This window comes from Streptomyces sp. NPDC034037 (assembly GCF_055575715.1).
On sequence record NZ_JBVISC010000005.1, the window covers coordinates 1 to 17,555 of the forward strand.

A 17,555-nucleotide genomic window follows, 5' to 3' on the forward strand; every position below is an offset into this window, starting at 1 on the left:
CGGTTCCCGCTCCGGCCTTTCGGCTTTCGCGTTTCCCTTTCCGGCGGTTCCGACTCTATCAGATCCTTTCGGGCCTGATTCCCGGTCAGAGCGGGTTGTCTTCGCGGCTGTTGGGCCGTTCCGACGAGTGAGACTTTAGCGGAATCCTGGCTCCCGACCTAATCGGGGGCGCCCTCTCGAACGCCGATTCCTCATTTCGCAAATACGCATGAAAACGAGCCGAAGGCGGATCCCGTGAGGGAACGCGACGTCGATCGCTTGAATGGTTGTTGCGGAATGGCCGCCCGGGGACCGACCAGCTGGTGGTCGGCGCTCACGTCGGGCAACTCGGAGAACACTACGTACCCCCTCCAGGAGTGTCAACTCCCTGCCGGGGTGCCCTCCCGGCGCTACCCTGGGGCCCATGACAACGCACGCGTGCACCCAGCTGTGGTGGGCCGCCTGACGGCGGCCGTACTCACGCGCGTGTACCCAACGGCCGCCGCCTCGGCGGCCGTTCGTGTCTCTCCCCCCGGAGGGCCCGGAGCCCGGTCGTCGGGCCGGCGGCCCGGAGCAGGAGGCGGAGAGATGACGAGGATCTTCAGCGGGGTCAAGCCGACGGGGCATCTGACCCTGGGCAACTACCTGGGGGCCGTCCGGCGGTGGGCCGAGGTCGACCAGTACCGCGCCGACGCGCTGTTCAGCGTCGTGGACCTGCACGCGCTGACCGTGGACCACGATCCCGGCCGGGTGCGCAGGCTCAGCAGGCAGGCGGCGACGCTGCTGCTCGCCTCCGGGATCGATCCCGGACGGGCCACCGTCTTCGTCCAGAGCCATGTCGACGAGCACGCCCGGCTCTCGTACCTGCTGGAGTGCGTCGCCACGGACGGCGAGATGCGGCGGATGATCCAGTACAAGGAGAAGTCCGTGCGGGAGCGGGCGCGGGGCGGGAGTGTGCGGCTTTCGCTGCTCACCTATCCCGTGCTGATGGCGGCGGACATCCTCGCGTACGGGGCCGACGAGGTGCCGGTGGGTGAGGACCAGACGCAGCACGTCGAACTCACCAGGGATCTGGCGGTGCGGTTCAACCAGCGCTACGGGCAGACCTTCGTGGTGCCGCGGGCGACGCCGCCCGAGGTCGCCGCGCGGGTCATGGACCTGCAGGACCCGGCGTCGAAGATGGGCAAGTCCCACGAGGCCGGGGCGGGGATCGTCTATCTGCTGGACGAGCCCGACGTCGTGCGGAAGAAGATCCTGCGGGCGGTCACCGACAGCGGGAGCGAGGTCGCGTTCGACCGTGCGGCCAAGCCCGGGGTCTCGAATCTCCTGGAGATCCTCGCCGCCTGCCAAGGGGCGGACCCGGAGGCACTGAGCGGTGCGTACACCTCGTACGGCGCGTTGAAGAAGGACACCGCCGATGCCGTGGTGGAGCTGCTCAGGCCGGTGCAGGAGCGGCACAAGGAGCTGATGGCGGACCCCTCCTATGTGGAGGGGGTGCTGCGGCAGGGGGCCGAGCGGGCCCGGCGGATGGCGCGGCCCACGGTCGACGGCGCCTATCGGGCGATCGGTCTGCTGCCCCCGGAGAACGAGGCGCGATAGGCGCGGGGGCTGGTGGCGAGGCGCGACGCGAAATGCTGGCGCATCGTGACCTCGCTGCCGAAGCCGGCGCGGCGGGCGACCTCCGGCATGGGCAGGTCGGTGCGTTCCAGCAGCTTCTGGGCGGCCGCGACGCGCTGGTCCAGGAGCCACCGCAGGGGCGTCGTGCCGGTCGCCGCCGTGAAGTGGCGGGCGAAGGAGCGTGCCGACATGCCCGCGCGGACGGCGAGGCCGGCGACCGTGAGGGGCTCGTCCAGATGCCGGAGCGCGTACTCACGTACGGCGGCCAGGGTGTCGGCGTCGCGGTCGGCGCGCGGGGTGGGGTGCTCGATGAACTGGGCCTGCGTGCCCGTGCGGAAGGGGGCCGTGACCATGGAGCGCGCGATCGTCGCCGCCGCTTCGGAGCCGTGGGCGGTGCGGACCAGGTGCAGGCACAGGTCGATGCCGGCGGCTGTGCCCGCCGAGGTCCAGATGTTGTCGTCCTCGATGAAGAGGGCGTCGGGCTCGACGCCGACGCGGGGGTGATGGGCGCGCAGCAGGTCGACGAGGTTCCAGTGGGTGATCGCGCGGCGGCCGTCGAGGAGGCCCGCCTGGGCGAGGGCGAAGGCGCCGCCGCACAGCGCCGCGACGGTGATGCCGCGCGCGTGGGCCGTACGCAGGGCGTCGAGGACCGGCGGCGGTACGGGGGCGAGGTGGGCGTCCAGGCCCGGCACGACGACCAGATCGGCGCCGGTGAGCCGGGTCAGCCAGGCGAGGGTGCGGTCCGGGGTGAGGGTGAGGCCGCCCCGGAGGGGGACGGGCGCGGGGTCGGCGGCGACCCGGCGCAGCTCGAAGCGCGGGACGCCCCGGTCGGTGCGGTCGGTCCCCCAGACCTCGTTGATGACGGAGACGTCGAAGGCGCGGATGCCGGGGAAGGCGAGGAGGGCGATGCGCTGAGCGGGGCGGGCGGTCGCCGTCGCCGCCGCCGTGGAGTTCGTCGGGGCTTCCGTCGGGGCGGGCACGGTGGCAGTAAACCATCGATCGCTGGCTTTTGTGGCTCTGGGGCGGCGGGCGCGGGCGCGGCAGCATCGTGGTCATGGAGATCGCGGAGAACGCAGCACTGGTCGTGGTGGACGTACAGAAGGGGTTCGAGGAGGAGGAGTTCTGGGGGCCCCGGAACAATCCGGGGGCCGATGACAACATCGCCGCGCTGATCGACGCCTGGCAGGCCGCGGGGCGCCCGGTCGTCTTCGTACGGCATGACTCGCCGAAGCCGGCGTCGCCGTTGCGGCCGGGATACGCGGGGAACGGCTTCAAGGCGTACGTCGAGGAGCGGCGCGGGAAGGGCGCGGGGGCCGAGCTGCTGGTGACGAAGACGGTGAACTCGGCCTTCTACGGGACGCCGGACCTGGACGCGTGGTTCAAGGCCGAGGGGATCTCGCAGTTCGTGGTGGCCGGGATCCAGACGAACATGTGCGCGGAGACGACCGCCCGGATGGGCGGGAATCTCGGTTATGAGGTGTTGTTCGCGCTGGACGCCACCTACACCTTCGACCTGGAGGGGCCTTTCGGGTGGCGGCGCGAGGCGGAGGAGCTGGCGCAGGCCTCGGCGGTCACCCTGCACGGTGGTGGGTTCGCGCAGGTGGTGACCACCGCGGCGCTTCTCTCCTCGGAGGGCTGAGGGGGCCTTGGGCGGGCGGTGTCAGCTGTTGTTGCCGGAGGCCAGTTCGCGGCTGCGGTCGCGGGCCGCTTCCAGGGCCGCGATGAGGGCGGCGCGCACGCCGTGGTTCTCCAGTTCGCGGATCGCGTTGATCGTCGTGCCCGCCGGGGAGGTGACGGCCTCGCGGAGTTTCACCGGGTGCTCGCCGCTGTCGCGGAGCATTACGGAGGCGCCGACCGCCGCCTGGACGATCAGGTCGTGGGCCTTGTCGCGGGGCAGGCCGAGCAGGATGCCGGCGTCCGTCATGGCCTCGACGAGGAAGTAGAAGTAGGCCGGTCCCGAGCCGGACAGGGCGGTGCAGGCGTCCTGCTGCGTCTCGGGCACCCGCAGCGTCTTGCCGACGGCGCCGAAGATGCCCTCGGTGAGGGCGAGCGCGTCGGCGCTGGCGTGGCTGCCGGCCGAGATGACGGACATGCCCTCGTCCACGAGGACGGGGGTGTTCGGCATGACGCGCACGACGGGCGTCCCGTCGGCAAGGCGCTCCTCGATGAACGCGGTGGTGATGCCGGCGGCGGCGCTGATGACGAGGCGGTCGGGGGTGACGTGCGGGGCCAGTTCGTCGAGCAGCTTCGCCATGTCCTGCGGCTTGCAGGCGAGGATCAGGGTGTCGGCCCGCGTGGCGGCCTCGGCGTTGCTGACGGGGGCGACGCCGTAGCGGGTGCGCAGCTCGTCGGCGCGTTCCTGGCGGCGGGTGGTGACCAGCAGGTCGGCCGGCGCCCAGCCGCTGCGGATCATGCCGCTGAGCAGGGCTTCACCGATCTTTCCGGTGCCGAGGACTGCGACTTTCTGGCTCGTGGTGCGGCTCATGGGCGGGGCCTTCCGGGGTTGCGTCGTCCGGGGGCCATCCTCGCATCGGGCGGCGGCGGTCCGAGGGTGCGTCCGGTGGGCGGACGCGGCCCCGGGGGGCTCGGGGGGGCGGGGGTCAGGCCGTGCGGCGGCGCAGGGTGGCGGCGCCCAGGCCGAGGACCAGGACGGCACAGCCGGCGACGATGACGGCGTCGCGCACGAAGTCGCCGGTGATGTCGGGGTGGCGGAGCACTTCGTTCATGCCGTCGACGGCGTACGACATCGGCAGCACGTCGGAGATCTTCTCCAGGACCGGCTGCATGGCGTCCCGGGGTGCGAACAGGCCGCAGAGCAGGAGCTGGGGGAAGATCACCGCCGGCATGAACTGGACGGCCTGGAACTCGGACGCGGCGAACGCCGAGACGAACAGGCCGAGGGCGGTGCCCAGCAGGGCGTCGAGCAGGGCGACCAGGAGCAGCAGCCAGGCGGAGCCGGTGACGTCCAGGCCGAGGGCCCACAGGGCGAGGCCGGTGGCGAGGGCGGACTGGACGACGGCGAGGGCGCCGAAGGCGAGGGCGTAGCCGGCGATGAGGTCGCCCTTGCCGAGGGGCATGGCGAGGAGGCGTTCGAGGGTGCCGGAGGTGCGTTCGCGCAGGGTGGCGATCGAGGTCACCAGGAACATGGTGATGAGCGGGAAGATGCCGAGGAGCGAGGCGCCGATGGAGTCGAAGGTGCGCGGGGCGCCGTCGAACACGTAGCGCAGGAGCAGCAGCATCACGCAGGGGACCAGGACCATCAGGGCGATGGAGCGGGGGTCGTGGCGCAGCTGGCGCAGGACGCGGGCGGCGGTGGCGAGGGTGCGGTGGGTGTTCATCGGGGGCTCCTTGCCGTGTCCTGGTCGACGAGGTGGAGGAACGCCGCCTCGACCGTGTCGGATCCGGTGCGGGTGCGCAGCGCCTCGGGGGTGTCCTCGGCGAGGATGCGGCCCTCGCGCATGAGGAGGAGGCGGTGGCAGCGTTCCGCTTCGTCCATGACGTGGGAGGAGACGAGGATGGCGGCGCCCCGTTCGGCGGCGATGGTGTGGAAGAGGTGCCACAGGTCGCGGCGGAGCACGGGGTCGAGACCGACGGTCGGCTCGTCCAGTACGAGCAGTTCGGGGGTGCCGAGCAGGGCGACGGCGAGGGAGACGCGGCTGCGCTGGCCGCCGGAGAGCCGGCCGGCGAGGGCGTCGGCGTGGGTGGTCAGGTCGACGTCCTCGATGGCGCGGGTGACGTGTGCGCGGCGGCGTTCGGCCGCGGGGCCGCGGCCGGGGTCGAGGACGGCGGCGAAGTAGTCCAGGTTCTGGCGGACGGTCAGGTCGTCGTAGACGGACGGGGCCTGGGTGACGTAGCCGATGCGGGAGCGCAGGGCGGGGGCGCCGGCGGGCCTGCCGAGGACGCGCAGGGTGCCGGTGACCCTGGCCTGGGTGCCGGCGATCGCGCGCATGAGGGTGGACTTGCCGCAGCCGGAGGGGCCGAGGAGGCCGGTGATCCTGCCTCGGGGGACCGTGAAGTCGAGGCCGCGCAGGACGGTGCGGGGGCCTCGGGTGACGGTGAGGCCTTCGGCCTGGATGGCGGGGCCGTGCGGGGTGTCGTCCTCGGCGGACGGCGGGTCGGCCGACGGGGGCTTTTTATTCATCATGCGATGAATACTCCTCCGGGCGGGGCGGCTCGTCAAGAGTTATTCACCGGGTGATGAATAAAGTGCGGTTGGATCTGCCGGAGGGGTGCCGGGGCCGGGGGGCTGGCGGGGCGGGGGCCTGGCGGGGCCGGAGGTCTGGCGGGCCGGGGGCCTACTGGAGCCGGGGCTCTGCAAGAGCCGGGGGCCCGCCGAAGCCAGGGCTCTGCCGGGTCGGGGGCCTGCCGAAGCCAGGGCTCTGCCGGGTCGGGGGCCTGCCGGGCCCGGCCTGCCGGGCCGGGGCGTCTGCCGGAGCCGGGGCTCTGCCGGGGCCGGGGGCCTGCTGCCTCCGGGGGGGCTTGCGAGGCCGGGGGCCTACCGGGCCGGGGGCCTGCCAGGCCAGGGGCCCGGCAGGGTGATCGGACCCGGTCAGGGGCTCGCCCAGGCACGGCGGCCGGTTCAGGGCTTGCGCTTTTTGCGGGACGGGTTGCCCGCGCGGCGCGCGGCGCGCTTCTCGTACTGGGCGAGTGCCGCCTCGTACTCCTCGCGGTGCAGGCGCTCGCCCGGGGCCTCGGTCAGGGCGCGGAAGAAGTAGGCGAGGAGGCCGCCGATGAAGCCGATGGTGAGCAGGCCCCGTAGCTGCGCCTGGGACGCCGGGTCGTGCCGCTTGGTGAAGCCCTCCCAGGTGCGGCGGAAGGCGATCGCGCTGCAGATCGCGAACATCACGACGACCAGGAGGTTGACGACCGTCCCCACCTCCGCGATGACCAGCCCCTCGTAGGCGAAGCGCAGCACGAGGCAGCCGGCGGCGGCCGCGAGCAGCGAGCCGGCGGCGGCACCGGCCCGGCGCGCGCCGTAGCCGCCGTCGTGGGCGACCCACGTCGTGCCGAAGAAGCGGAGGGGCTCGGGGCGCGGGCCGGGGGCGGTGGTGTCTTCGCTCACCGTTTGATTATCGCCCCGCCCGTCACACAGCGGCGCGCCCTATTCGTCCCCCTCCTTGTCGTGCCCCTGTACCCGGCCGCTAGTTTGGGCGGCGTAAGCCGTAACGGGGGATCACGGGGAGGTCGGACCATGTCACTCCGTGGAGGAGATCCCGAGGAGATCGGCGGCTATCCGCTGGAGGCGCGGCTCGGCTCCGGCGGCATGGGCACGGTGTTCCTGGGGCGTACGGCTTCGGGGCGGCCGGTCGCGATCAAGCTGATCCACCAGCAGTTCGCGGACGACGAGGAGTTCCGGATCCGCTTCCGGCAGGAGGTGGCCGCCGCCCGGCGCGTCAGCGGCGCCTTCACCGCGGCCGTGATCGACGCCGACCCGGAGGCCGCCCACCCGTGGATGGCCACGACGTACATCGAGGGCCCCACGCTCGCCCAGCGCATCGCCCGGCACGGCCCGATCGGCGGCGCCGACCTGCGCAGGCTGGCCATCGGGCTCACGGAGGCGCTGCGGGACATCCACCGCGCGGGGGTCGTGCACCGGGACCTCAAGCCGTCGAACGTGGTCCTCTCCCCCGAGGGGCCGCGGGTCATCGACTTCGGCATCTCACGCGCCGCGGACCAGCAGACGCTGACGATGACGGGGCGGGTCATCGGGACGCCGCCGTTCATGTCGCCCGAGCAGTTGCAGGCGCCGCGCGGGGTCGGGCCGCGCTCCGACGTGTTCTCGCTGGGCACGCTGCTCGTCTACGCGGCGACGGGGCAGGGGCCCTTCGACGCGGACAGCCCGTACATGACGGCGTATCAAGTCGTGCACGAGCCGCCGTCCCTGGGCTCGGTGCCGGCCGCGCTGCGCGAGGTGGTCGAGCCGTGTCTGGCGAAGGACCCCAAGGACCGGCCCTCGGCGGACGAACTGCTGGTACCGCTGCGGGACCTGCCGGCGGACCTCGGGGGCGCGGCGGTCCCGGGCGCGCCGCGCCGCACCCGGGAGACGGACACCCAGCACCATCTGGCCACGGACGACGCGACCCCGCCGCCGACCACTCCCCAGTCGTCCGGCGACGGTGCGGCCGGCGCCGAGCCGGGCGCCGTGCGGCGGCCCGCCGGTGGCCGGCGCCGACTGCGGACCGTGCTGGCCGCCGTGGTCGCCGTCGCGGCGATCGGTACGGGCGCCGCGCTGATGCGGGCCGACGACACCGACAAGCCGGGCGGTGCGCGCGGCGAGGGAGGGGGCCGCGCTGTCGCGGCGACCGAGGCGCCGCTGCCGGACGGGTTCCGGCCGTGGCTCGAGAAGGTGCCGGGCGGTCGGGCCGACATCCCCGACGAGCTGCGGTGCGAGGCGCGCGGCGACGCGCTGTTCTGCGGGGGCGGCGGGGTCGTCGCGACCCGGATCGACGCCTCCGACGGCTCCCGGGTGTGGACGGAGAAGAGCCCGGGCGTCCCGGTCCAGGGCATGCACCTGGTGGGCGTCGCCGGTGACACGGTGCTCGGCTACCGCTTCGCGGCCGAGGGCGCGCCCGGCCCCGCCACCGAAGTGGTCGCCCTCGACGCGGACAAGGGCGAGGAGCTGTGGTCCGTGCCGTCCGGCGCGCAGTCGACGGCCGTGACGGGGCAGACGCGGGACGCCGTGGTGGTGGGTTCCGCCGTCGTGACGGTCGACGCGGACAACTCCCGCTTCGAGGCCCGGCGGGCGCGCAGCGGCAAGGTGCTCTGGCGGCGGCCGTTCCCCTCCGGCACGCGGTGCGCCCCGCTCGCGTCGCGCGCCCGGCTGTACGCGATGTGCGCGTCGGACGCCGAACTGGCCCAGGGCCCCGTGCGCCGACCCGCGCTGCGGACCATGGACCTGGCCTCCGGAGACCTCGGCGGGGCCGTCGCCGTCAAGGGGCCCGTGCTGCCGGCCGGTACGGCGGGTGACAGCCTCGTCTTCCTCCACCAGCGGATGGAGGGGCCGGCCTCGGTCGGCTTCGACGGCGTGACCCGCGTGGACCGGTCGCTGCGCAAGGTGACGTACACGCGGCTGGCGAAGGCGTACGAGGGGACGCCCGGGATGGCGGGCGGCACCGTCTATGTGAGTGGGCGGACCGGGCTCGTCACGGCCCTCGACCCGGTGAGCGGCCGCGAGAAGTGGGCCCGGCAGACGGGCGTCGAAGGGGCGTCGGGGCCGGTGGCGGGCGGCGACGGCGGGGCCCTGTACTTCAGCTCGGCCGGCGGTCGCGTCGTCGCGCTCTCCGCGCGCGGGGGCGAGCCGCTGTGGACGACGGACCCGCGGGCGGACGGTGTCGCGGGCGAGGTGAACGCCGCGCCGCGCGTCACCGTCGCCGGGCGCGTCCTGGTCGTCGCGGCGGCCCAGAACACGGTGTTCGCCTTCGACACGACGAGACCCCCGAAGTCCGGGTGACGGGCCCCCGGGTCTCCGGCTCCTCCTGCCTCGGGGCCTGGCGCGGGGCCCGGGTCCGGGTCCGGGACCGTGGCCGAGCCCAGGTCCGGGACCGTGGCCGAGTCCCGGGGCCTTACCCGGCGGCCCGGGTTCGGGCCCTTGTCCGAATTCGGGCCCTCGCCCGGGGCCGGGCCGTGGCCGCCCGCTGTCCCCCGTAAGGCTTCAGCAGCGCGGCGCCACGTAGCCGTTGCTGCCCGTGCGGACGTAGGTGTCCGAGACGTACCGGCCGCTGCCGATGCGGTCCCAGAGCTTGGAGGTGCCGGTCGGGCCGGTGACCGTCTCGCCCGGCTTCTGGCAGGCGATGGCGACCTGCGAGCCCGCCCTGAGGCGGCCCACCTTGGCGTACGAGGAGCCGGGTCCCGAACGGACGTTGACGTCCGCGGCGATCGTGTAGGTCCTGGCGGCCAGGATGGTCTCGACGGGCTCCGCCGTCCCGGCCAGACCCTCGGGTGTGATGACGTTCTCGCTCACAGTTCTCTCCCCCGTTGACGGACGGCGCGGGCCGTCCCTGGCATGTTCCTCACACCAAGGACGCGCCCGCGCCGCGAAAGGTTTCGGGGGGTCCGCCCGGGTTCAGCCGAGCTTCGACACGTCCCGCACCGCGCCCTTGTCGGCGCTGGTCGCCATCGCCGCGTACGCGCGCAGGGCCGCCGAGACCTTGCGCTCGCGCGCCTTGGGCTCGTACACGCCGCCCAGTGCCTCCCGGCGGCGCGCCAGCTCGGCGTCGTCGACGAGCAGCTCGATCGAGCGGTTCGGGATGTCGATGCGGATGCGGTCGCCGTCCTCGACCAGCGCGATCGTGCCGCCGGACGCCGCCTCGGGCGAGGCGTGGCCGATCGAGAGGCCGGAGGTGCCGCCGGAGAAGCGGCCGTCGGTGACCAGGGCGCAGACCTTGCCGAGGCCGCGGCCCTTCAGGAAGGAGGTGGGGTAGAGCATCTCCTGCATGCCGGGGCCGCCCTTGGGGCCCTCGTAGCGGATGACGACCACGTCGCCCGCCGTGACCGCCTTGTTGAGGATCTTCTCGACGGCCTCTTCCTGCGAGTCGCAGACGACCGCGGGGCCCTCGAAGGTCCAGATCGACTCGTCGACACCGGCGGTCTTCACGACGCAGCCGTCCACGGCGATGTTGCCCTTGAGGACGCCCAGGCCGCCGTCCTTGGAGTAGGCGTGGGCGACGTCGCGGATGCAGCCGTTCGCGGCGTCCGTGTCGAGGGTGTCCCAGCGCTCGGACTGGGAGAAGGCCTCGGCGGAGCGCTTGCAGCCGGGCGCCGCGTGCCACAGCTCCAGGGCCTCCTCCGAGGCGGAGCCGGAGCGGATGTCCCAGGTGTCCAGCCACTCCTTGATGGAGGGCGAGTGGACGGTGTGCACGTCCTCGTTGAGGAGGCCGCCGCGGTACAGCTCGCCGAGGAGCGCGGGGATGCCGCCGGCGCGGTGCACGTCCTCCATGTAGTACGTGGTGGTGGGCGCGGCGTTCGGGGCGACCTTGGCCAGGCAGGGGACGCGGCGCGAGACGGCGTCGATGTCGGACAGGTCGTAGTCGACCTCGGCCTCGCGGGCGGCCGCGAGCAGGTGCAGGATCGTGTTGGTGGAGCCGCCCATGGCGATGTCCAGGGCCATGGCGTTCTCGAACGCGGCGTGCGTGGCGATGTTGCGGGGCAGGACGGAGGCGTCGTCGCCGTCGTAGTACCGCTTGGTGATGTCCACGACCGTGGCGCCCGCGCGCTGGTACAGCTCCTTGCGGGCGGTGTGCGTGGCGAGGACCGAGCCGTTGCCCGGCAGGGAGAGGCCGATGGCCTCGGTCAGGCAGTTCATGGAGTTGGCGGTGAACATGCCGGAACAGGAGCCGCAGGTCGGACAGGCGTTCTCCTCGATGCGGAGGATGTCCTCGTCCGAGATGCTCTCGTCCACCGCGTCGCTGATCGCGTTGACCAGGTCGAGCTTGCGGACCGTGCCGTCGACGAGGGTGGCCTTGCCGGCCTCCATCGGGCCGCCGGAGACGAAGACCGTCGGGATGTTGAGGCGCAGGGCGGCCATCAGCATGCCGGGGGTGATCTTGTCGCAGTTGGAGATGCAGATCAGGGCGTCGGCGCAGTGGGCCTCGACCATGTACTCCACGGAGTCGGCGATGAGGTCGCGCGAGGGCAGGGAGTACAGCATCCCGCCGTGGCCCATGGCGATGCCGTCGTCCACCGCGATGGTGTTGAACTCGCGGGCGATGCCGCCCGCCTCGCGGATCGCCTCCGACACGATGCGGCCGACCGGCTGGAGGTGGGTGTGGCCGGGGACGAACTCCGTGAAGGAGTTGGCGACCGCGATGATCGGCTTGCGCCCGATGTCGGCCCCCGGTACACCGGAGGCGCGCATCAGGGCGCGGGCGCCCGCCATGTTGCGGCCGTGGGTGACTGTGCGGGACCTGAGCTCGGGCATCGTCGCTCGCTCCTTCGGCAGGGATGGGGCTGCTGTCGAGCGTACGCCGCGGCTCCGGGCTCCGGACAGCGTGTCCGAATGGCGGGACGGCCGTCTCACGGCGCAGGCGGCGGCCGTACGAACAGTGGGGTGCTGGCCGTACGAACGTCGGGGCGTCGGCCGTACGAACGTCGGGGCGTCGGCCGTACGAAGGCGGGGTGCCGGTCGTACGAAGGCGGGCCCCAGGGGTCGTACGAGCGGTCAGGCGCCGGTCAGGTGGCCCTGCACCACGGGGGCCACCCGGGCCACGATCTGCTCCATGTCCGCCGAGGCCAGCGGCTCGACCTTGATCACGTACCGCAGCATGGCGACGCCCACCAGCTGGGCGGCGGCCAGTTCGGCGCGCAGCTCCGCGTCCGGCAGTTCGAGCCGGCGCGCGATGCGGCCGAGCAGCTGGGCGGCGACGAGGCGGCGGAAGACCGCGGCGGCCGTCTCGTTGTTCAGCGCGGAGCGCACGACGGCCAGCAGCGGGGTGCGGGTGGCGGGGTTCTCCCAGACGCCGAGCAGGAAGCGGGTCAGGCGCTCGCCGACCCCGTCGAGCGGGCCCTCCTCGACGGCGGCGGGCGCCTCCAGGGCGGGCGCGAAGGCCACGGCGACGGCCGCCTCGAAGACCTGCTCCTTGGTGCCGAAGTAGTGGTGCACGAGCGCGGGATCCACCCCGGCGGCCTTGGCGATGCCGCGCACGGAGGTCTTCTCGTACCCCCGTTCGGAGAATTCGTCGCGGGCCGCCTGGAGGATGCGGTCGCGCGTGGCGGGCCCGGCCTCCGACTGCGTACGGGAGGGACGCCCCCGGCGGCGCGGGGCGGCGGGCTCCGACGGCGCGCCGGAGGTCATGAGCGGGGCACCCGCACCGCCGACGCCAGGTGCAGCCGGGTGAAGGCGAGGGCCTCGGCGAGGTCGGCCTCGCGTTCGGCGCCGGACATCGCGCGCCGGGTGTTGACCTCGATGACGACGTGGCCGTCGAAGCCGGTGGCCGCCAGGCGTTCGAGCAGCTCGGCGCAGGGCTGGTTGCCGCGGCCGGGGACGAGGTGCTCGTCCTTCGCGGAGCCCTTGCCGTCGGCGAGGTGGACGTGCCCGAGCCGGTCGCCCATGCGGTCGATCATGTCCATCGCGTCCGTGCGGGCGGTCGCGGTGTGCGAGAGGTCGACGGTGAAGTGGCGGTAGTCGTCCTTGGTGACGTCCCAGTCGGGGGCGTACGCGAGCATCTCGCGGTCGCGGTAGCGCCAGGGGTACATGTTCTCCACGGCGAAGCGCACGTCCGTCTCGCCGGCCATCCGCCAGATGCCCTCGACGAAGTCGCGCGCGTAGGTGCGCTGCCAGCGGAAGGGCGGGTGCACCACGACGGTGGAGGCGCCGAGCTTCTCGGCGGCGGCCCTGGCGCGCTGGAGCTTGACCCACGGGTCGGTGGACCAGACGCGCTGCGTGATCAGCAGGCAGGGCGCGTGGACGGCCAGGATCGGGATCCGGTGGTAGTCGCTCAGCCGGCGCAGGGCCTCGATGTCCTGGCTGACGGGGTCGGTCCACACCATGACCTCGACACCGTCGTACCCGAGGCGCGCGGCGATCTCGAAGGCCGTCGCCGTCGACTCCGGATAGACCGAGGCCGTCGACAGGGCGACCTTCGCATCCGGGATGCGCACCACTGGATCTGCCACGAGGAACAGGGTACGGGCCGCGCCCGCACACCGGGGAGGCGGCCTCGCGCCGCTCGCTCAGGGGGTCGGGGGCAGGTGGTCGAGCCGCCGCAGGATCACGCCCTCGCGCAGCGCCCACGGGCAGATCTCCACGGACTCGCACCCGAAGAGGTCCAGCGCGCCCTCCGCCACCAGCGCCCCGGCGAGCAGTTGTCCGGCCCGCCCCTCGGAGACGCCGGGCAGCTCCGCGCGCTCGCTCGTGGTCATCGCGGCGAGCTGCGGCACCCAGTCCTCCAGGGACTTCCGCTTCAGTTCGCGCTGTACGTAGAGGCCGTCCGCCGAGCGCGCCGCGCCCGCCAGCCGGGCGAGCTGCTTGAACGTCTTGGACGTCGCCACGATGTGGTCGGGGGTGCCGAAGCGGGCGAACTCCCCCACCGTGCGGGCGATCTGGGCGCGCACGTGCCGCCGCAGCGCCTTCACGTCCGAGGGGTCGGGCGGGTCGGCGGGCAGCCAGGCGGAGGTGAGGCGGCCCGCGCCGAGCGGCAGGCTGACCGCGCAGTCCGGCTCCTCGTCCAGGCCGTAGGCGATCTCGAGGGAGCCGCCGCCGATGTCCAGGACGAGCAGCTTGCCCGCGGACCAGCCGAACCAGCGCCGGGCGGCCAGGAACGTGAGCCTCGCCTCCTCCTCGCCGGACAGCACCTGGAGGTCGACGCCGGTCTCCTGTCTGACCCGGGTCAGGACGGCGTCGGCGTTGGTCGCCTCGCGCACCGCGGAGGTGGCGAACGGCAGCACTTCCTCCACGCCCTTGTCCTCGGCGGCCTCCATCGCCGCGCGGACGGTGGCGACCAGGCGGTCGACACCCTCGGGCCCGATCGCCCCCGCCGGGTCCAGGAGTTGGGCCAGCCGCAGGTCGGCCTTGTGGGAGTGCGCGGGCAGCGGGCGCGCGCCGGGATGGGCGTCGACCACGAGCAGATGCACCGTGTTCGACCCCACGTCGAGGACACCGAGTCTCATGCACGGAACGCTACGCCGGATCGGGCGCTCTGCTGGCCCCGGGCGGCCCACCGCCCGCATACCCTGGAGATGTGCCAAAGACGAAAAAGACGAAGGCCGACAAATCGAAGTCGGGGAAGCCGGAGAAGGCCGGAAAGGCGGAGAAGGAAGGCGCGGCCGGCCGGCCCGGGGAACCCGCGAAGTCCAAGAAACCCGCGGTGTCCGCCAAGACCGCGAAGTCCGCCGAGGAGTCCACCAAGGCCGGTAGGTCCGGGGTGCTCGGCAGGGCGGAGAAGAACGAGGAGATCGGGAAGTCCGGGAAGCCGGCGAAGGTCGCCAGGGCCGAGCCGGACGAGAAGGGCCTGGACTTCGCCCGGGCCTGGGTGGAGTTCCCCGACCCCGCGGACGAGGAGCAGGTCTTCCGCTGCGACCTGACCTGGCTGACCTCGCGCTGGAACTGCGTCTTCGGGAGCGGCTGCCAGGGCATCCAGGCGGGCCGCGCCGACGACGGCTGCTGCACGCTGGGCGCGCACTTCTCGGACGACGACGACGAGAAGCGCGTCGCCGGGTACGTGGAGCGGCTCACGCCCGACATCTGGCAGCACCACGACGTGGGCCGGGAGACCGGCTGGGTCTCCACGGACGAGGACGGCGACCGCCAGACCCGCCCCTTCAACGGCTCCTGCATCTTCCAGAACCGCCCCGGTTTCGCGGGCGGCGCGGGCTGCTCGCTGCACATCCTGGCGCTCCGGGAGGGCCGCGAGCCCCTGGAGACGAAGCCGGACGTCTGCTGGCAGCTGCCGGTGCGCCGGACGTACGACTGGATCGACCGGCCCGACGACACGCGCGTGCTGCAGGTCTCCATCGGTGAGTACGACCGGCGGGGCTGGGGCCCGGGCGGCCACGACCTGCACTGGTGGTGCACGTCGGCGACCTCGGCGCACGGCGCGGGCGACCCGGTGTACGTCTCCTACCGCCCCGAGCTGATCGAGCTGATGGGCAAGGAGGGCTACGACCGTCTCGTGGAGCTGTGCGAGGAGCGGCTGCGCTCCCAACTCCCGCTGTTCGCCCCGCATCCGGCGGATCCCGCCCGCTAGGCGGCGGACCCCGCCGGGGTGGCCGACAGGTTCCGTGCGGGTGGTCGCCGGTGGGGCGGGGCGGATCGGTCAGCCGGGGCCCGTGTCCCCGTCGCCGGGAGGCGATGAGGGGCCTCCCGGGCCGGGGTCCGAGGGCGTGGGGTCGGGATCCGTCGGTGTCGGCGTCGGGTCGGGGCCGGGGTCGGAGGGGCCGGGGTCCGAGGGGCCGGGATCGGACGGGCCGGGGTCGGAGGGCTTCGGGTCCACGGGGCCGGGATCGGTGGGGCGCGGCTTCGGCCCTGGGCCGGGATGGGACGGCGGCCGTCCGTCGCCGTGCCCGTCGATGGAGATGACCGCCCCCGAGGGGGCGACGGCCACCCGGGCGCGCCATGGCCCGTACGGCTCGCGGCTGTGGTCGACGTACACCTGGATGGTGACCGACTCTCCCGGTGCGAGCGTGCCCGACGAGCGGCTCAGGTAGAGCCAGTAGACGTCCTCGGCCGCCGACCAGGCGACCGGTGCGCCCCCGGACGCCGTCAGCGTGATGAGCGTCGTGTCGCCGATGGGCCGGGCCGTGACGGTCAGGCGCCCGGGGCCCGTCCGGGAGCCGGACGGGGAGCCGCCGCTGATGACCTCCACGGAGACGTCCGGTGAGCGGCCGCCCGTGGTGAAGCGGGTGTGGGGTCCCTTGCGGGCGTTGCCCGCGTTCTCGTAGTCGCGGGCGCGGTCGCTGCCGAGGCCGGCGCTGTCGCCCTCGCTCGCGGTGACGGGGTTGCCGTCATGGCCCTCTCCGGTGAGGGGCGCTCCCCGGTAGGCGGCCCACAGGGCGAGCACCGGGGCGGCCACGACGGTGGCGACGACGGTCGTCGTGACGGCACGCGCGCGCAGGCGGTCGCGGCGCGCGGCGTGGTCCTTGGGGTCCATCGGGAAACCGCGCCGGTCGTAGCGGGGGTGGGCGCCGCGCGCGCGGGCGACGTGCGCCATGGCGAGGGGCAGGGCGTCGCGCGGCGCCGCCACGAGGGGGAGCGTGGCCGGGCTCACGGCCGTGCCGGGCCAGGCGCCCGCCCCGGCGCGCTCGGCGGTGCGGCGGCAGCTCGGGCAGTCGTCGACGTGCCGGACCAGCTCGCGGCGCAGGGCGGCGCCGAGCAGCAGCTGGTTGTCGCCGGTCAGGCGGGCGACGATGGGGCAGCTGCCGCTCTCCACGACGGCGAGGGCGGCGCGGGTGCGCTCCACCTCGCAGGCCGCGGAGGCGAGCAGGCCGCGGGCCTTGGCGAGGTCCATGCCGAGGACGGCGGCGACCTCGGCCGGGGTGAGCTGGTGGCGTACGGCCAGTTCGAGGGCCTCGCGCTGCTCGGGGGTGGTGCCGGCCGCCTCCGGCCAGGCGAGCTGCGCCAGCTCCCGGTGCCGCCGCCGGGCGGTCTCCTCCGGGAGGGCGGCGGGGTCCTGGGCGGAGCCGCCGGACGCGCCGGATGCGCCGGGGGTGGCGGGGGTGGCGGGCCGGCTCCGGTTCGGTGCGCCGGGTGCGCCGGGTGCGCCGGGTGCGTCCGGCGCGACACACGCGACCGGTGAGGCGCCCGCGCCGAGTGGGGCGGAGGAGCCCCTCGCGGCGGACGAGCCCGGTGCGGCGGAGGAGCCCGCCGCGGCAGCCGCGCCCGGAGTCGCCATCGCGTCGGCCGAGACGCCCACGCCCCTTGGGGCACTCGCGTCGGCCGGCGCGGACGCCCCCGACGAGGCAGACGCCCCCGATGAGGCGGACGCCGGCGGCGAGGCGGACCCGGCGGACCGCGCGGCCCGGGTGGCGGCGGCCGCGTCCCGGCCCGCCCTGCGGCCGGCGCCCGCACCCCGGGCCGCGTGCGCGCCCTGGCGGTTGCGCTTGGCCTCGGCGAGCCGACGCAGGCAGACCCAGCGCGCGAGGGCGTAGAGCCAGGGGCGCAGCAGCTCGCCCTCGGCGCCGGGGCCCCGCGAGCCCCTGCGCTCGGCGAGCTGGAGCACGTCGCCCAGCGCCGCGGTGGCCGCGTCGTGATCGCACAGGACGGAGAGGCAGTAGGTGAAAAGGCCGTCCAGGCACGGTTCGTAGCGCGCGGGCGGCGCCGTCCGGGACGCCTGACGGGGCGCCGAACGCTTGCGCGAGTCACGGTGCGCCCGGTGTGCGCCGGTTGCGTTCGCGGGAGTTTCCGGCCTGCTGCTCATCACCCGTGCGAAGGTAGGCGGATGATGCAGGCCCCTTCCTCCGTCTCGGGCACATTTAATCCTTACGGGTGAACAGATCCCTCAAAAGGGGACAGGAACCCACCCTTCCGA

The 17,555-nt window shown here is 74.0% G+C and carries 15 protein-coding genes; 4 read left to right on the forward strand and 11 right to left on the reverse strand.

The genetic code is table 11. The features are described 5' to 3' along the window. Positions 1 to 567: 567 nt before the first annotated feature. The gene (gene trpS, locus ACZ516_RS18200) at positions 568 to 1,578 is read left to right on the forward strand and encodes a tryptophan--tRNA ligase (protein ID WP_361080186.1); all 1,011 of its coding nucleotides are present in this window, start codon (positions 568 to 570) and stop codon (positions 1,576 to 1,578) included. On the opposite strand, the gene ACZ516_RS18205 is transcribed toward trpS, so the two are convergent. Then, complete coding sequence (locus ACZ516_RS18205) at positions 1,533 to 2,504, reverse strand: GlxA family transcriptional regulator (RefSeq protein WP_469011354.1); 972 nt, start codon at positions 2,502 to 2,504, stop codon at positions 1,533 to 1,535. The genes trpS and ACZ516_RS18205 overlap by 46 nt on opposite strands. A 146-nt stretch (positions 2,505 to 2,650) precedes the next feature. Between ACZ516_RS18205 and ACZ516_RS18210 the strand changes: the two genes are divergently transcribed. Beyond that, positions 2,651 to 3,235, forward strand: a complete 585-nt coding sequence (locus ACZ516_RS18210; RefSeq protein WP_358590262.1) for a cysteine hydrolase family protein — start codon at positions 2,651 to 2,653, stop codon at positions 3,233 to 3,235. A gap of 21 nt (positions 3,236 to 3,256) precedes the next feature. Here ACZ516_RS18210 and proC read toward each other — a convergent pair whose 3' ends face one another. The 4 genes from proC to ACZ516_RS18230 all read right to left on the reverse strand — a co-directional run bounded on the left by proC (position 3,257) and on the right by ACZ516_RS18230 (position 6,658). Then, positions 3,257 to 4,081: a pyrroline-5-carboxylate reductase gene (gene proC, locus ACZ516_RS18215; RefSeq protein WP_358590264.1), complete on the reverse strand. Its 825-nt coding sequence runs from the start codon at positions 4,079 to 4,081 to the stop codon at positions 3,257 to 3,259. Between the two features lie 115 nt (positions 4,082 to 4,196). After that, positions 4,197 to 4,934, reverse strand: coding sequence for an ABC transporter permease (locus tag ACZ516_RS18220; protein ID WP_361080182.1), 738 nt, complete (start codon positions 4,932 to 4,934; stop codon positions 4,197 to 4,199). After that, positions 4,931 to 5,740 carry an ABC transporter ATP-binding protein gene (locus tag ACZ516_RS18225; protein ID WP_469011047.1) on the reverse strand — a complete coding sequence of 270 codons (810 nt, stop codon included), beginning with the start codon at positions 5,738 to 5,740 and terminating at the stop codon, positions 4,931 to 4,933. Before ACZ516_RS18225 ends, ACZ516_RS18220 begins: the two co-directional genes overlap by 4 nt. Before the next feature lie 435 nt (positions 5,741 to 6,175). Beyond that, complete coding sequence (locus ACZ516_RS18230) at positions 6,176 to 6,658, reverse strand: EamA/RhaT family transporter (protein ID WP_358589459.1); 483 nt, start codon at positions 6,656 to 6,658, stop codon at positions 6,176 to 6,178. Positions 6,659 to 6,787: 129 nt separating this feature from the next. Between ACZ516_RS18230 and ACZ516_RS18235 the strand changes: the two genes are divergently transcribed. Beyond that, positions 6,788 to 9,046: a protein kinase domain-containing protein gene (locus ACZ516_RS18235; RefSeq protein ID WP_469011048.1), complete on the forward strand. Its 2,259-nt coding sequence runs from the start codon at positions 6,788 to 6,790 to the stop codon at positions 9,044 to 9,046. 201 nt (positions 9,047 to 9,247) lie between these two features. On the opposite strand, the gene ACZ516_RS18240 is transcribed toward ACZ516_RS18235, so the two are convergent. The 5 genes from ACZ516_RS18240 to ACZ516_RS18260 all read right to left on the reverse strand — a co-directional run bounded on the left by ACZ516_RS18240 (position 9,248) and on the right by ACZ516_RS18260 (position 14,199). Next, positions 9,248 to 9,556 (reverse strand): SH3 domain-containing protein, encoded by a 309-nt coding sequence (locus ACZ516_RS18240; RefSeq protein WP_469011050.1) that lies wholly within the window; start codon positions 9,554 to 9,556, stop codon positions 9,248 to 9,250. Between the two features lie 102 nt (positions 9,557 to 9,658). Next, a complete protein-coding gene (gene ilvD, locus ACZ516_RS18245; RefSeq protein ID WP_358589454.1) occupies positions 9,659 to 11,512 on the reverse strand; it encodes a dihydroxy-acid dehydratase in 1,854 nt (617 codons plus the stop codon). 240 nt (positions 11,513 to 11,752) lie between these two features. Then, positions 11,753 to 12,385: a TetR/AcrR family transcriptional regulator gene (locus ACZ516_RS18250; protein WP_358914024.1), complete on the reverse strand. Its 633-nt coding sequence runs from the start codon at positions 12,383 to 12,385 to the stop codon at positions 11,753 to 11,755. Then, the gene (locus ACZ516_RS18255; RefSeq protein ID WP_361080174.1) at positions 12,382 to 13,206 is read right to left on the reverse strand and encodes a sugar phosphate isomerase/epimerase family protein; all 825 of its coding nucleotides are present in this window, start codon (positions 13,204 to 13,206) and stop codon (positions 12,382 to 12,384) included. The genes ACZ516_RS18250 and ACZ516_RS18255 overlap by 4 nt, the downstream gene beginning before the upstream one ends. 57 nt (positions 13,207 to 13,263) lie before the next feature. After that, positions 13,264 to 14,199 (reverse strand): Ppx/GppA family phosphatase, encoded by a 936-nt coding sequence (locus ACZ516_RS18260; RefSeq protein ID WP_358589447.1) that lies wholly within the window; start codon positions 14,197 to 14,199, stop codon positions 13,264 to 13,266. A gap of 284 nt (positions 14,200 to 14,483) precedes the next feature. On the opposite strand from ACZ516_RS18260, the gene ACZ516_RS18265 reads away from it, so the two are divergent. Next, the gene (locus ACZ516_RS18265; RefSeq protein WP_358589462.1) at positions 14,484 to 15,275 is read left to right on the forward strand and encodes a DUF3109 family protein; all 792 of its coding nucleotides are present in this window, start codon (positions 14,484 to 14,486) and stop codon (positions 15,273 to 15,275) included. A gap of 69 nt (positions 15,276 to 15,344) precedes the next feature. Here ACZ516_RS18265 and ACZ516_RS18270 read toward each other — a convergent pair whose 3' ends face one another. Next, positions 15,345 to 17,444 carry a BACON domain-containing protein gene (locus tag ACZ516_RS18270; RefSeq protein ID WP_469011052.1) on the reverse strand — a complete coding sequence of 700 codons (2,100 nt, stop codon included), beginning with the start codon at positions 17,442 to 17,444 and terminating at the stop codon, positions 15,345 to 15,347. Between the last annotated feature and the right edge of the window lie 111 nt (positions 17,445 to 17,555).

Coding starts and splice junctions, on each gene's coding strand:
- ACZ516_RS18270 (WP_469011052.1), bottom strand. CDS start 17,444: ATGAGCAGCAGGCCGGAAACTCCCGCGAACGCAACCGGCGCACACCGG.
- ACZ516_RS18235 (WP_469011048.1), top strand. CDS start 6,788: ATGTCACTCCGTGGAGGAGATCCCGAGGAGATCGGCGGCTATCCGCTG.
- ACZ516_RS18225 (WP_469011047.1), bottom strand. CDS start 5,740: ATGATGAATAAAAAGCCCCCGTCGGCCGACCCGCCGTCCGCCGAGGAC.
- ACZ516_RS18210 (WP_358590262.1), top strand. CDS start 2,651: ATGGAGATCGCGGAGAACGCAGCACTGGTCGTGGTGGACGTACAGAAG.
- trpS (WP_361080186.1), top strand. CDS start 568: ATGACGAGGATCTTCAGCGGGGTCAAGCCGACGGGGCATCTGACCCTG.
- ACZ516_RS18220 (WP_361080182.1), bottom strand. CDS start 4,934: ATGAACACCCACCGCACCCTCGCCACCGCCGCCCGCGTCCTGCGCCAG.
- ACZ516_RS18260 (WP_358589447.1), bottom strand. CDS start 14,199: ATGAGACTCGGTGTCCTCGACGTGGGGTCGAACACGGTGCATCTGCTC.
- ilvD (WP_358589454.1), bottom strand. CDS start 11,512: ATGCCCGAGCTCAGGTCCCGCACAGTCACCCACGGCCGCAACATGGCG.
- ACZ516_RS18250 (WP_358914024.1), bottom strand. CDS start 12,385: ATGACCTCCGGCGCGCCGTCGGAGCCCGCCGCCCCGCGCCGCCGGGGG.
- proC (WP_358590264.1), bottom strand. CDS start 4,081: ATGAGCCGCACCACGAGCCAGAAAGTCGCAGTCCTCGGCACCGGAAAG.